Raw genomic sequence first — 13411 nt, 5'->3', positions numbered from 1 at the left:
CCAGTGCACGTTGTTTGGGTTTACAAAAAAACACGCTATGTTGCACTGATGACAACTGATCTGACGCTGTCGGTTGAGCAAATAATTGAATTCTACGGTGCACGTTGGAAGATTGAATCGGGCTTTAAGGAAATCAAGCAGGAGATCGGCAGTTCGAAATCGCAGACTCGAAATGCTGATGCTGTAGAGAACCATCTCAACTTTTGCATGATGGCGACAACGTTGACATGGGTTTATGCGGCTCGACTGCAAAAGGCGCCCGATCGCAAATATAAAGTTCGCGGCCGTTCCGGATTTGCATTTTCAGATGTCCGAAGAATTATAGCTGAGGCGGCATTGAGTGAGGATTTTCAATCGATTTGCCCGTTACCGAGGCAAAAGACGCAAAAATCTTTTGTCAGAACACTGCTACGCATGGTCGCGTAGGGGAACCGGGATCGGCGATGTAATAATTTCCAGGAAACTTTAGTCAGATAGAAAAGTGGTTTTTTAATATAGACCGGCTGCACCCAAACCACCTTAGAGAGGACTTGGTTGAGGGTATCCGTTCAATTACGAACAAAGGGGTAGTTCTGGGAAATAGTCGGTTTAAAGGTGAAATGGAGGCGTTGACAGGTAGACGCGCGATAGCAAAAAAGAGAGGGAGGCCGGCAAAATCAGGCAAAGATAGCACTTACTTTTACTCTGATCACAATTTTTTAAAGGTTCACTAAATATATTGAAAAATAGAATAAATTTTAATTGGTTGTTAACAGGCCTAATTGTTTTTTTGTTTTTATCTTTGTTTTTGCTAATGAAAAAAATAAAATCGGATGAAAATAAAAATATACATAATACTGCAAATATGAAAAAAGCAATATCAATGTCTATTGATGAACTTCAAGGATATTATGGAAAACTGCCTAGTAGGTTTAAATTGGTGGTTGATGAGCAAAATGATGATGTAAAAATTACTCTTATTGAGGTTCCTGTTCTTGAAGGGGGATGTGTGCAAATTGTTTTTAGCAAAGAGAAAGATGAGATTGTTAAGAAAATTGTATGTCAATAGTATTATGGTTAAATGATATAATTGGCATAGATAGTAGTCTGTACTAGAAAAAAGTGATCAAAGTAAGAAATGCTGTCTTGCAGCTGCAAAGTTGAAAAAACGAAAAGAGAACATAAAGACAGAAAAAGAAGATATCACATTTTTACTCTGACCCCAATTTTCGCCAATTTTCGTTTGATTGCCTTTTTTATCTCAACGAGTTCATTGTCGCCAATACTCTTACCGCGAATAATCAGTGATTCCATGCGTTACCTCCTTAATGGAGATAACGCTATCATGATTCATATTTGAACGCAACCGTTATTGGACAAACGCGTAATGCTCCCGGCGTACATTGGGAAATAGTCGTTTTAAAGGTGAAATGGAGGCGCTGACAGGTAGACGCATGATTGCGAAAAAGAGAGGGAGGCTGGCAAAATCAGGCAAAGAGAACGGTTAATTTTACTCTGACTCCAATTTTCGTGATGTAGCGAGGAGCCTGTTTTTTGTCTATTTAGCCTTTCGTTTTGAGCGCAGTGAGAATGACGAGAGAATTTTTTTTCGTTGGGGCACAAGGGGAATTCGGTGATGACTGTTTTTTGTGTTGCGCTAAGAGTCTAATATGTTGATAATGCGTAGGTATTTATTTTGTTGAGTGCTGTTGATGTGCATGGGTGGAGTACGGTGAGTTAGATAATTTATGCACAATTCGAAGTGCTGGTAAATGCTTGCACTTATCTGGTTATGTAGATGGTTTATGTCGTGCTGAACAGTTGCTTACCTTCAAAAGAGGTGTAGGTTGTTAACGGTTGGTGGTGTTATGTGGCGTTGTGGTTTTGAAGCAGATGGGAAGATAACAGAATGAAACAACTCTATTTTATATTGCTGGGCGTTTTGCTCTTTTTCTGTCAGACAGTGCATGCTGAAATCGTTTATGAGGGGAAAGGCAATGATATCTTTGCCTACCAGTCCAGTGAGGTGGTGCATGCAGAAAAATTGGATGCTGTCGTTGCGGCGGTTGAAAAAATACCTCTGGCAAAGAAAGTGGTCGTAACGGTTGCGGTGAATCTTTTTGTGAAACAAGGCATTGCAAAAGATGATGTGCCTGATGTATCAACAGAGCGGTGTCTGGTGGTTGTAGAGCGCTTGCAGAAAGAGATGCCTAGTCTTGCAGTGGAATGTGCCGGAAAGACGTATCCTGCTTTTGTTCCTGAGAGCACTTTGGAAATGCTACTTCAGCAACAGGTTCCTGTGTTAGATTTATTTAAAGTTGCTGCTATTACTGCGGGTGATGAAACTAATGATTTAGCTGCTGAAGAAATCATTCCTTTGGAAGAATTAGAGCCTTGGCAACAGGAAATGCGCAAAAAGTACGAAGCCATAGTTGCCAAGCACACTGAGTGTGAAGTAGACCCCCCTCTTAAATATTGCGGAATTAGATGTGATCCTGGGAGGGGGAAAAAAAGCAAAGAGTATGGCCTTTGTGTTATGCGTGCTTATAGATGTGAACTGGTTAGTGGTAGGTTGCAAACCCTTTCTGTCGATATTGTTGAGTATGATTTGAAAAAGCTCAGGGTCCTGCAAAAGACAACGCCTCTCGTGTATAATATTGCCTTAGAAATAGAAAATTTCTCTGGTAAGAGAATAGAAAAAATATATAATCCTGCATTGCTACAGAGGGAAATCGATTCTAATGTTATTGCTCTAAAATATGTAAAAAGAGTTATTGAAAAGTCAAAGATGGGAACTGACCATATTAATAATACTAAAGATGATAAATGTTATGGCGTAACTTCATTTTTTAAATCATGGATGAAGAGTGATTTATGTTATGGCATGTTTTATCAAAGTTGGTATAGGCTTGTTGCTTTAGAACATGTAAAAAATGTACATAATTTTGTGCGAGAATCAATAGGTCTTCCTAAACTTAAATATGAAGATGAATTTCCTATATGTATGTCTTTCGGGGATTTTTACAGAAGTGAATCTGGTAGTCCAAAAGACAGCTCTAGTTTTTATAATTCTTGTGAGAAAATATATCGCGAAATTGTAAGCCCTGGTCTTGTAGAGTATGGTTATCATGAATTACCATTGGAATAGGTTGATTGAAGAAAATGGGCAAAGTTCTGTCCTGGTTGCTTTAACTGCCGTGGTCTTAGTTGCGTTGCTGGCTTTTGTCGCCAATATAGGGCAGGTTATCCATGATAAAATGCTGACTCAAGCAGTTGCTGATGCTGTTGCCCTTTCCGCTGCCAATGTCCAAGCTGTTGGCCTGAATGAGATTGCTGACTTGAATGCTGAAATTCAGCTGCTAAATGACGATCTAGACGAGGATCTTAGGGATGGATCGGATATCGGATTTCTTGCTAGTCAAGGAATGAAGACGTTTTGGTATTATTATCGACAGATACTCTATGCCCGCGATTTGCAGGACGAGGCTAATACGGAATTTGCTAAAATGGCTCGGGAAGCAGGTCAAAAGGTCTTGGATGTTCATAATGCCAATTATAATAAATTGCATCCCAAGGTCAGCGCAGCCTCTCATAATGGCCTCAAACCCAAAGAACATTGGACCATGGAGGAATTGTTGGGCAGTCAGTATCCGAACCAAGAATTAGGTGTTTTAGATAACAAATGGAGAAGTCATATCTGGTGGATATGGGTAGTTACTAGATATCCACCATCAACGCAAACCCAAGCTACATTTCTAGATACACGAGGGGGAATAGGGTCAACAACTGCGTTAGGAGATATGAAAATGCCTATTGTAATAGGGCCTCTAAGACACGAACGACGCCTGGGCTCAGCCACTAAAGTCTATTACCGGGTTCGAGTAAAGCGTGAGCCTATTCGCGCCTTAGTAGATATGGAAAACTATGGGTTCAGCGTCAATATTCCTGAGATTATTGCTTACAGTCAGGCCCAACCACACAAAGGTAATATATATGAAGGTGAACCAGAATACGAAGCCCGCTTAGCGCCTCTGTGGCAGACCTATCCCAACGAAACCACTGATAGTGAATATCTGCAACTCGTCAACGAATTCAAGCATTAATTGTATCAGGTATACGACCATGAAAGGCATTCCCTCCAATCAGCAGGGGCAGGCTGCTGTTGAATCTATTTTTTCGGTGCTCATTGTCCTCTTGCTGATGTTGGGCTCAGGGCAATTGCTGTATGTATCTCTTGTGAGTAATGAGGCCGTACAAGGGGTACATAAAAAAACTCTGGAGCATTTTCAGAAGATGAATAAAGAGGGTGATAAGCTTAAAACTGGCGCTGAGCCGATCAATTATACGGTTGAAGCTGATCCAGGTGAAGCCTATGGCCTGGTGGTGAATAACTGGTCGTTGTTTCATCGGGATTATCCACCTAAGAGTCAGCCTACGTCTCGTTACTCAGGTGGCGGAAAAAAGTATGTTGCCATACGAGGTCTTTATATTGCAACCGGACCAGTGAAAGAGATTGGGCGGAGTGCGTTTGGTCCAGAACGCCGTCCTGATTCAGATGGGTTGGGACACAATCGATCAAACAAGGCTCTCCGTAAAATAGCCTTTGACCAGCTTTGCAACGACCTCGGCATAACCAACACCTACTTCAGATAAAGCAATTACCTTTCACAATATTCAACAATTAAAAATCACATATAACAAATCAAGCAAAGTATCTGACAGGTTTGGTGCGCCATCCTGTCAACCAAGGAGGAAGCAGTGTCGCGTTCAATGTTTGCCGGGAAGAACAGTATTATCATCCCGTTGATTCTTGCCGGTATCGGGGTCTTTCTGGTGTTTCAATATCTGAAAACCAAAGAAGGGGAGCTTGGGCTTTCCGCAGATCTGGTGCCGGTGGTTGTGGCCAATGTTGATATCCCGGCCTATACCAAGCTGGATAAGACCATGATCCGCACTTTTGCGGTGCCGCGCAAGTTTATCCCTCCTTCTGCTTTGCAGTCCATTGAGGAGGCCAACAAGCGCGTCAGTCTGGTGCCCATTCTCAAAGGGGATCATATCCTGGAGACCATGGTTTCCGGTCAGAATCAGGCTGTGGGGTTATCCCTCAAGATTCGCCAGGGATACCGGGCTGTGTCTGTGGGTGTGGATGCCATTCGCGGGGTCTCCGGCCTGCTCAGGCCTGGAGACAAGGTGGATGTGCTGGGAACCTTTAAAATAGAAAATGGTGATTCCTCCAAACAACGCACCTTTACTGTGTTGCGAAACATCCTGGTGCTGGCAGTTGGCAGAAACATGGGCCAGGAAACCATGGTTGAGCAGGCCGCGCTCTCTGAAGACCGGGAGGATATGCGCAAGCGTATCGGTAAGCTGCGAACCGAAGAGACCATTGATTACGAAAAACTCTCCACCGTCACCCTGCTGGTTGAACCTTCCCAGGCCCAGAAAGTGTTTTTAACCCAGGAGATCGGAACCCTTTCCCTCAGTCTGTGTCCGGTGGTTAATGATAATGATGGTGAGCCTGTTCAGTCCATTGACGGCAAAGATATGCTGGGTATCAAAGAAGAAATTTACGCGCCTCGTCCATGGGGTGAAATCCACGGCGCACAGCGGCAGTAGAGGGGTAATAGTATGTGGTGGAACATGGAATGTAATACCTCGGCAGGGGTGCGTTGGTTAGGTGCTCTCCTGCTGGTGATGGCTGTTCTGCTGCCCTCTGTACAGGCGCAGGCGGAACAGGTTGTGACTGTGTATGTGAACGAATCCAAAGTTGTGAGCCTGAAGGAACGGTTCAGCGAATATGCCCTGGGTAATGACTCTGTGGCGAACTGTGTCGTGCGCCGCAACGATGAATATGGTGCAGAGGTGGTGCTTAACGGTGTTGCCGAGGGAACCACCAACCTGATTTTCTGGAATCAGGGAGGACAGATTTTCGCCAAATTTGACGTCAAGGTCAAGGTGAGGGATCTGGGGCAGGCGGCTGCCAACGTGAAACAGAAGCTTGAAGGTATCCAAGGGATAAAGGTGGAGGTTGCCGGACAGAAAATCATTGTTTCCGGCAAGGTATTGACCACCGATGACCTGAAACGGGTGAACCTGCTCCTTGAAGGCGATGAGGACGTGATCAATACCGTTACCCTCGGGCCTGCAGCGCTCAAGGTTATGGCACGCATTATCAATGATTTTGCAGGGGGTGACGGCCAGGTACAGGTACGGACCATTGGCCAGAACCTGGTGCTGGTTGGCACAGTATACGGCAAGGGGTCTGCCCAGCGTATCGAGGATTTTGCCAAGGTGTTCCATGCCAATGTGGTGAACCTGATCAAGGAAAAAGAAATTGATCTGGATGTGGGCGCCGGCGACATGATTCAGGTACATGCCCATTTTATGGAAGTGAACACCAATGCCATGGAAGCCATGGGATTTTCCTGGGGGCCATTCGGTGGTCTCTCTGCCCAGACTGGTGTTGGCGAGACAGCCGAAAACGGAGTGCATAACCACAGTGCGTTCTGGCAGGTTGATGGTTTTTTAAGTGAGTTGCTGCCCCATTTTGAAAATGGTCGGGAACGAAACATGGGCAGGCAGCTCAAGGTTTCCAGTGTGAGTGTGAAATCCGGACAGCCTGCTGAGTTTCAATCTGGCGGAGAGCTTGGGTATCCTGTCATCAGTTCCATGGGTGCAGCCAGTCTGGAGTTTAAAAAGTACGGTATCACCCTGAAGGTGCTTCCCTTTGCCCAGGGCAACAACGTGACCCTGAAGATCCATGTGAAGATCAATCTCCCCACCAACCTCGGCTCAGCAGGTGCTGGCAGTGTGGGCAGTTATGTGAATTTTACCAATACTGAAGTGGATACGACCCAGTATTGCCGGGCTGGTGACAGTATCGCCATTTCCGGACTGTTGAGCCAGATAGACCGCAAAGTGTTTGATGCGGACCCCGGCTCTTCGGGCGCACTGTTTGAACTGTTTCGCTCCAAGGAGTTTTCCCAAGAGAAGAGTGACCTGGTGATATTTATCACCCCGCAGATTCTTGCCAATGCCCGGGATGCCAATATGGAAGCAAAGCAACGCACCATGCAGCTGTTTGACGCCTATGATCCTATCTCCCGTTGATCGTGGTGTTTTTCATAGGTACCTGCTCACAGTGCCCCTGATTTTTCCGCGATCAGCCTGGCTTACGTATGGGGCAATACGCTGCGCCAGCCTGCTTGCGAAAACCTCAGGCACCCTGTAAGCAGCTGCAAATACGGGGGAGTTGCCAGGCGTTGTCACTTGCCCTATGAGGAGTTACTTTTACAGTTTGTTACAAGATGTATTGAGGAAAATTTGGAAACACGACGCGGTTCAATATTTGCGGTAACCAGTGCCAAGGGCGGTGTGGGGAAGTCGGTATTTGCAGCCAACTTTGCCTTTGCCCTGTACCAGGAGACCAAGAGTTCCATCCTGTTGCTGGACATGAACGATACCTCCTGTGGTGATACGGCCCATGCTGCCGGTCTTTCGCCTTTTGATCAGAAAACCGGCGGATCTGCCACCAGTGCCCGGGGTATCATTGACCTGATGAACAACATCCACGCCATCACCCCGAGGGCCTTACTGGCTTCGTTTGCCCCTGCCTATGAAGGGGTAACCATACTCAACCTCAAAGCAAGGGGCGAAGAGAACCGCAAGGTGCCGGTGGAGAATATCGGTCCTTTTTTGGATGTGGCATCACGGGCCTATGGCCAGGTTGTGGTGGATCTGGGTGCCGGATATTCCAACCCGATTACTGTGGCCTGTCTGGAGCGGTCCAATGCTATTTTTGTGCTGTTACGTTCTGAAATGTTTTCCATTTCCCAAACCATTAAAGGCCTGGAGGCATTACAGCAGTTATCGTTCCAGGCCCAGATGATTTATCCCGTACTGAGTGGGTATTCGCGCAGCAATGAATTCTCCCCTTCATTGATAGAGGCCAGAATCAGACGGGATCTTTTTACTGTGATTCCCCAGGATGAGGGCTATTTTTCAGCAGGATTAAAGGTGAACCGGCCAGCCCTGCTGGTACAGCCTCGCCATCCGGTGAGCAAAGCATTGGGAAATCTTGCTGCCACCCTGTGGAGAATGGATCTGTGTGAACCCCAGATAGTTGGCGTACAGCAGCAAACAGCACCTGTTTTGCCTCAACAGAATGTTGAAAGCAGTGGTCAGGCACAGGTACCGGTTGAAATTCCCCAGCCAACGACTTCAAATGCTGAGCTGGATGATTTGAAATTGCTTATCCATCAGCGGTTGTTCGGCGAAGTAGACCTCAAGGCCCTGGATGAGCAGGCATTTCAGGATGAAGAAGCCAGGGCTCGGCTGCGCGAACAGACAAAGGCAGTCATTGACCGGCTGGTGGACGAAGAGGCTGTGGAAATCAATGATCGCAAGATGCGTATGCAGATCAGCCAGGAGGTGCTGAACGAAGCCATTGGCCTTGGTCCCCTGGAGTCTTTGCTCGAAGATCCTGCCGTTACAGAGATTATGTGCAATGGCCCGAGCCAGATCTATGTGGAGAAGAAAGGGAAAATTACCCTCACTGACAGGCGTTTTCTCAATGACCGCTATTTGCGCGCCACCATAGACCGCATAGTTGGCAGGGTAGGGCGGCGTATTGATGAAATGTCGCCCATGGTGGATGCGCGCCTGGAAGACGGCAGCAGGGTTAATGCAGTGATTCCGCCGCTGGCTGCGGATGGATCACTGCTGACCATCAGAAAATTCAGTAAGCAGCCCCTGCAGGTGGATGACCTGATTAACCTTGGCTCGTTTACCTGGCAGATGGCTGAGCTGTTAAAGCTGTGCGTGCAATCCCGGCTTAACATTATCATCAGCGGTGGTACCGGTTCCGGTAAAACCACATTGCTCAATGTGTTGAGTTCGTTCATCCCTGAGGATGAGCGTATTGTCACCATTGAGGATGCCGCTGAGCTGCAGCTGCATCAGGAGCACGTGTGCCGTTTGGAGAGCAGGCCGGAGAATATTGAAGGCAAGGGTGAGATCACTATCCGTGATCTGGTGAAAAACTCGCTCAGGATGCGGCCGGACCGCATTGTGGTGGGTGAGTGTCGTGGCGGGGAATCCATTGATATGCTCCAGGCCATGAACACAGGTCACGACGGATCCATGACAACTGTCCATGCCAACAATGTGCAGGGTGCGCTGCGCAGATTGGAGACCCTGGTTATGTTTTCCGGGCTTGAGTTGCCATCCAGGGCGATTCGCGAACAGATCGCCTCGGCCTGTGACATCATCATTCAGCAGAACAGACAGCCCGATGGGTCCAGGAAGATAGAAACCATTTCCGAGGTAACTGGTATTGAAGGGGATGTGATCACCACCCAGGAGATTTTTACCTACAGGAACCTGGGCTATGATGAAGAAAGGCGCACTGTGGGTGAGTTTGTTGCCAGCGGTTTGATTCCGAACTTTATCTCAGAGTTGGAAGATAATGGGCAGCAGATACCCCGTGATATTTTTATGTAAAGGACAGTGCGAATGATACGTCAGTAACTGATCACGTGGCTAACAATATTGATAGTTCAATTAGTGCTGAGTTGTAACTGGTCACAGGTGCTTCAGATTTGGGCAAGCGCGGTTTTTCGTAGGTAGCGAAGACTCCGTTAGCCTATCTATACGGGAAACCGCGATCGTGCAAAGAGGTAAGCGACCAGGGGGAAACTCCGTGGAGCATCTGTGATCAGTTACATACCTCAGGCTGTCAAACGATTTAGAGAGAGGAACATGCAACAGATATTACGGACGGGAAAGGGAGCGGGATATGTCCAGTGAAGTATGCGCCACCATGGCCATTGTCTGCCTGGCGCTGGCAGCTTTCTTTTTTTTCAGAAATACCTACGACACACTGCTCAACTCGTTTTTTCGAGGGTTCTGGTACCAGGCGGAAAAATGTTTTGTCAATTTTGAGCTGATGTTTATGGATGAGCTCTTTACCATGGTGCGCTGCAGGATGCTCATTATTGGTTCCATGATCGTGTGTGTGGCTGTGGTCTGGTATATCTGCAGTTCGGCTCCTTCCTTTGTGCCCCTGGTAGCGATGCTTATTGCGGCCATAGCCGGCTGGATACTGCCGGGATTAATAACCAACTTCATGCATAAACGGTATGTGGGTAAATTTGACGACCAGTTGCTGGATGCCCTTGGTTTGATTGCCAGCGGCCTACGTTCCGGGTTGTCTCTGCAACAGGCTCTGGGCCTGGTTGCCAAGGAGATGATGGCGCCTGCTTCCCAGGAGTTCAAGTTGCTTTTGTCTGAATACAACTATGGCAAGACCATGGATGAAGCCTTTGAGCGTATGGCTGACCGTATACCAAGTATGGATTTTGGTATCACTGTGGAGGCTGTTCTCGTGTTGCGATCCACGGGTGGTAACCTGGTTGAGACCTTTGAGATCATTATTGATACGGTTCGCGAACGTAAAAAGGTGGAAGGCAAGATTAAGAGCATCACTTCGCTGGGTGTGTACCAGACCATTCTCATCGGGTCCATGCCTTTTGTGTTGATGTGGGTATTGAACTGCCTGAATCCTGTTTATATGCAGCCGCTCTATGCCACTACCCTGGGGTGGGTGATGATCGGGATTACCATTCTTTTGGTTATCTTGGGCAGTCTGCTCGTAAAATCCATTGTGTCTATCAAGGTTTGAGCCCGCGCTTTGTTGAAGTTACATTAAAAAAGGAAGAAACAGTATGTTGAAAACAATCCTGCTCAGTGTTGTTGCTCTTATGATGTTTGGCTGTGGAGCGCCGGAGTTTGATCCACCTCCCGAGCCTCCACCGGCCCCGCTTTTTGGCGAGATCGTGCATACCAGAGGGACCTGGTACGGTCCCCAGTTTCATGGACACCTGACCGACAGCGGTGAAACCTTTGATATGGAGAAAATGACTGCCAGTCACGCGAACCTGCCCCTTGGTACCAGGGTGGAAGTCACCAATCCTGAAAACGGTAAGGTGGTACAGGTGGAGATCAACGATCGTCATTATCTGGAGCAGACCATTGATCTTTGCCTGAGCAGAAAGGCGGCTCAAACCCTTGGCGTATATCCGAAGAAATATTTTGCCATTCAATATGTAGTGATTGAGTAGAACCATGCGTGCATATGCTGAAAGACTGATGACCGACGAGTCCGGGCAGGGAGCCACGGAATATATGGTGTTTCTGGTGTTTGCCATTACCCTGTGTTTCATAGGATTTCTGTTTGTGCCATATTTCACAGATGGATTTGATGTGCTTCTCTCGCGGATATTGGGGAGCAATTATTATCTTTCCTCATATTGATTGCTGGGTACTTTTAAAGCAAGTATTTGTAATACGGTAAAAGATTTATGATTTTTCAGGTAATTATTTGCGGCATTATTTTTGTGGCGCTCTTCATGTTCGCCTATTTCATGATGCAGAAAGGCTCGGAAGAGAGCGCCCGCCGTGCATTGGGAATTCAAGAGAAAGCCAAGGTGGTGCGCAGCCCCATGATTCGCCTGTTGCGCCCTCTGTTTACGCCCCTTGTTCCCCCAGCTAAGACCCTGCAGAGTGATGACCAGCGACGTAAACTGCGGCATCAGTTTGTGATGGCAGGTATGACAGAGGAAATTTTACCTGAGGAGTTTCTTGCCTACCAGATGCTCATGGCTATTATGCCGGTGACTATTGTTTTTTTGCTCGGGCCATCAATGAATCTCTGGTTTTATCCTATGCTGGTTTTGCTCGGATTCTTCTTTCCTGTCAAGTGGATGCGAGACCGTGTAACCATGCGTTCTGAAGAGATGGTACAGGAATTACCCCATGTGGTGGACATTCTGGCACTCTCCACCAGGGCAGGGTTGGGCTTTATTGCCGGGCTTGAGCGTTTAACCAAGAAACGGAAGCCAACAGCGCTCATGGAAGAGCTGACTACTTTGCTTCAGGAAATCCAGATGGGATCCACCAGAGAGCAGGCATTGCGTAACATGGCCAACCGTTGTGATTCGCCGGAAGTGAATCAGTTTATTGTGGTCCTGATCCAGGCCAGCAGCCTGGGTGTGCCCATCTCCAGTGTACTCAGGGCACAGAGTGAAAAAATGCGTTCAGACCGGTTTCAGAAAGCTGAAAGAAAAGGTGCCGAGGCAACCCAGAAAATTGTGTTTCCCATTATCCTGGTGATTATGCCTGCGGTGTTGATCATTGTTCTGGGACCGATTGCCCTGCAGCTGATTTATTCAAACACAGGTTTTTAAGAGCGGTCATGAACAACAATACCAAAATCATCCAGCTGGAACGTGCTGAAACTATGATGAGCAGGCTGGTCGGCCTGCTTGGTCGCAGCGGGCTGGGATCTGGACATGGCCTGCTCATTAGCCCGTGCAACCAGGTGCATACCTTTTTTATGCGGTTTGTTATAGATGTGGTCTTTCTGGACAGTGAAAACCATATCGTGAAAATTTGTCCAGCTATGCGACCCTGGCGGTTGAGTCCCATGGTGTTCAAGGCCAAGGCTGTGCTGGAGTTGCCGGAAGGTGAAAGCGCTGGTCTTGAAGTGGGCGAGCAGTTGATTCTTGAGCAGGATCGAATTGTGCTCTCCGCTACTCTGGATGTGTAACGATTTCCCGTTTTCTGTCAGGTCAAGAAATAGAATTTAAAAAACAGTCGTCAGAATAAAAAAACAAGTATATCAAATGACTCCTTTTCGTATTCGTTCCATCCTTCATCTTGTTGTTATTTTCTTTTTCCTCTCAACCAGTGCCTATGCAGATCTTGGGCTCAGCTCCAGCGATTTTGGCAGCCAATCTGTAGATGGCAGCCAGGTAGATGGCGTGCAGGTGCATTCTCTGGATGATGAGACCAATGATACCAATGACCAAAGTGATGGTGCAACTGATGATGGATCAGATGATGAAAGTGGTTCAACCGGTGAGCCTGGAACCAACTCTCCGTTTTGCCCTACAAATCTGGGGAATGGCCAGGACGAAGGATCAAGCTGTAAAGAATGCGCTGATGATTCAACCTCAGGATCATGCAACCCCGACGACTGTGAGCCAACCCACTCCAATGTGAACATCATTACCCGGGAATACCATGATGACCTGATTGACATGTCAGTGAAGGTTGCGGGTGGCTATGCCAAAGTATATCGTCTCTATGTGGAGGGCAAGTGGCAGTTTGAGCATGAGTTTAACCGTATTCAGACAACAGCTCAGGAGAATGTGCTCAGAAAGGGCAATATCAACTATACAAAAAGTGCAGACGGAATATACCATTTCAAAACCTTTACTCTGCAACCATTGGATACCGGGTATCGTTGGCAGAATAAAAAAGGAAAATATGTGCTTTACGACCAACAGGGGCGAATGGTTGAAACCGGTGACCGCCGGGGAATACTCACAAAGTATACCTACCAGGGCAAGCAACTGCATTCCATCACTGA

At 47.1% G+C, this 13411-nt stretch carries 13 protein-coding genes and 1 pseudogene; all 14 read left to right on the top strand.

Annotation, left to right across the window (positions count from 1 at the left end; genetic code table 11):
* Positions 1-426: transposase (locus G493_RS0121470; RefSeq protein WP_028582027.1), on the top strand; the 426-nt coding region annotated here is incomplete at its 5' end.
* Positions 427-793: 367 nt separating this feature from the next.
* Positions 794-1048 carry a hypothetical protein gene (locus tag G493_RS0121465; protein WP_035275538.1) on the top strand — a complete coding sequence of 85 codons (255 nt, stop codon included), beginning with the start codon at positions 794-796 and terminating at the stop codon, positions 1046-1048.
* 840 nt (positions 1049-1888) lie between these two features.
* A complete protein-coding gene (locus tag G493_RS0121455) occupies positions 1889-3127 on the top strand; it encodes a hypothetical protein (protein WP_028582025.1) in 1239 nt (412 codons plus the stop codon).
* Position 3128: 1 nt separating this feature from the next.
* Entirely contained in the window at positions 3129-4082 is a 954-nt protein-coding gene (locus G493_RS0121450; protein WP_153306625.1) for a Tad domain-containing protein, read from the top strand.
* Positions 4083-4101: 19 nt separating this feature from the next.
* The gene (locus G493_RS0121445; RefSeq protein WP_028582023.1) at positions 4102-4632 is read left to right on the top strand and encodes a hypothetical protein; all 531 of its coding nucleotides are present in this window, start codon (positions 4102-4104) and stop codon (positions 4630-4632) included.
* A gap of 105 nt (positions 4633-4737) precedes the next feature.
* Positions 4738-5595, top strand: coding sequence for a Flp pilus assembly protein CpaB (gene cpaB / locus G493_RS0121440; protein WP_153306624.1), 858 nt, complete (start codon positions 4738-4740; stop codon positions 5593-5595).
* A 24-nt stretch (positions 5596-5619) separates the two neighbouring features.
* Positions 5620-7089: a pilus assembly protein N-terminal domain-containing protein gene (locus G493_RS0121435; RefSeq protein WP_161629868.1), complete on the top strand. Its 1470-nt coding sequence runs from the start codon at positions 5620-5622 to the stop codon at positions 7087-7089.
* 213 nt (positions 7090-7302) lie between these two features.
* Entirely contained in the window at positions 7303-9480 is a 2178-nt protein-coding gene (locus G493_RS33160; RefSeq protein WP_153306623.1) for an ATPase, T2SS/T4P/T4SS family, read from the top strand.
* A gap of 295 nt (positions 9481-9775) precedes the next feature.
* Positions 9776-10660 carry a type II secretion system F family protein gene (locus G493_RS0121420; RefSeq protein ID WP_028582020.1) on the top strand — a complete coding sequence of 295 codons (885 nt, stop codon included), beginning with the start codon at positions 9776-9778 and terminating at the stop codon, positions 10658-10660.
* A gap of 43 nt (positions 10661-10703) precedes the next feature.
* Positions 10704-11099, top strand: coding sequence for a septal ring lytic transglycosylase RlpA family protein (locus tag G493_RS30630; protein WP_051309758.1), 396 nt, complete (start codon positions 10704-10706; stop codon positions 11097-11099).
* A gap of 4 nt (positions 11100-11103) precedes the next feature.
* Complete coding sequence (locus G493_RS0121410; RefSeq protein ID WP_028582019.1) at positions 11104-11292, top strand: hypothetical protein; 189 nt, start codon at positions 11104-11106, stop codon at positions 11290-11292.
* Positions 11293-11339: 47 nt separating this feature from the next.
* Positions 11340-12224 (top strand): type II secretion system F family protein, encoded by an 885-nt coding sequence (locus G493_RS0121405; protein ID WP_028582018.1) that lies wholly within the window; start codon positions 11340-11342, stop codon positions 12222-12224.
* A gap of 8 nt (positions 12225-12232) precedes the next feature.
* Complete coding sequence (locus G493_RS30625; RefSeq protein ID WP_051309756.1) at positions 12233-12586, top strand: DUF192 domain-containing protein; 354 nt, start codon at positions 12233-12235, stop codon at positions 12584-12586.
* Positions 12587-12662: 76 nt separating this feature from the next.
* A pseudogene (locus G493_RS30620) lies at positions 12663-13411 on the top strand (hypothetical protein); the annotation flags it as partial.

The sequence above is a fragment of the Desulfogranum japonicum DSM 18378 genome (assembly GCF_000429945.1).
Taxonomy (GTDB): Bacteria; Desulfobacterota; Desulfobulbia; order Desulfobulbales; family Desulfobulbaceae; genus Desulfogranum; species Desulfogranum japonicum.
The sequence above is the reverse complement of the archived record's forward strand: the minus strand, read 5'-3'. Positions and strand labels throughout refer to the sequence as shown.

Bases quoted from the DNA above. Each gene is read 5' to 3' on its own strand.
- G493_RS30625 (WP_051309756.1), top strand. From the start codon at position 12,233: ATGAACAACAATACCAAAATCATCCAGCTGGAACGTGCTGAAACTATG.
- G493_RS0121405 (WP_028582018.1), top strand. From the start codon at position 11,340: ATGATTTTTCAGGTAATTATTTGCGGCATTATTTTTGTGGCGCTCTTC.
- G493_RS0121435 (WP_161629868.1), top strand. From the start codon at position 5,620: ATGGAATGTAATACCTCGGCAGGGGTGCGTTGGTTAGGTGCTCTCCTG.
- G493_RS0121445 (WP_028582023.1), top strand. From the start codon at position 4,102: ATGAAAGGCATTCCCTCCAATCAGCAGGGGCAGGCTGCTGTTGAATCT.
- G493_RS0121410 (WP_028582019.1), top strand. From the start codon at position 11,104: ATGCGTGCATATGCTGAAAGACTGATGACCGACGAGTCCGGGCAGGGA.
- G493_RS0121465 (WP_035275538.1), top strand. From the start codon at position 794: ATGAAAAAAATAAAATCGGATGAAAATAAAAATATACATAATACTGCA.
- G493_RS0121455 (WP_028582025.1), top strand. From the start codon at position 1,889: ATGAAACAACTCTATTTTATATTGCTGGGCGTTTTGCTCTTTTTCTGT.
- G493_RS0121420 (WP_028582020.1), top strand. From the start codon at position 9,776: ATGTCCAGTGAAGTATGCGCCACCATGGCCATTGTCTGCCTGGCGCTG.
- G493_RS30630 (WP_051309758.1), top strand. From the start codon at position 10,704: ATGTTGAAAACAATCCTGCTCAGTGTTGTTGCTCTTATGATGTTTGGC.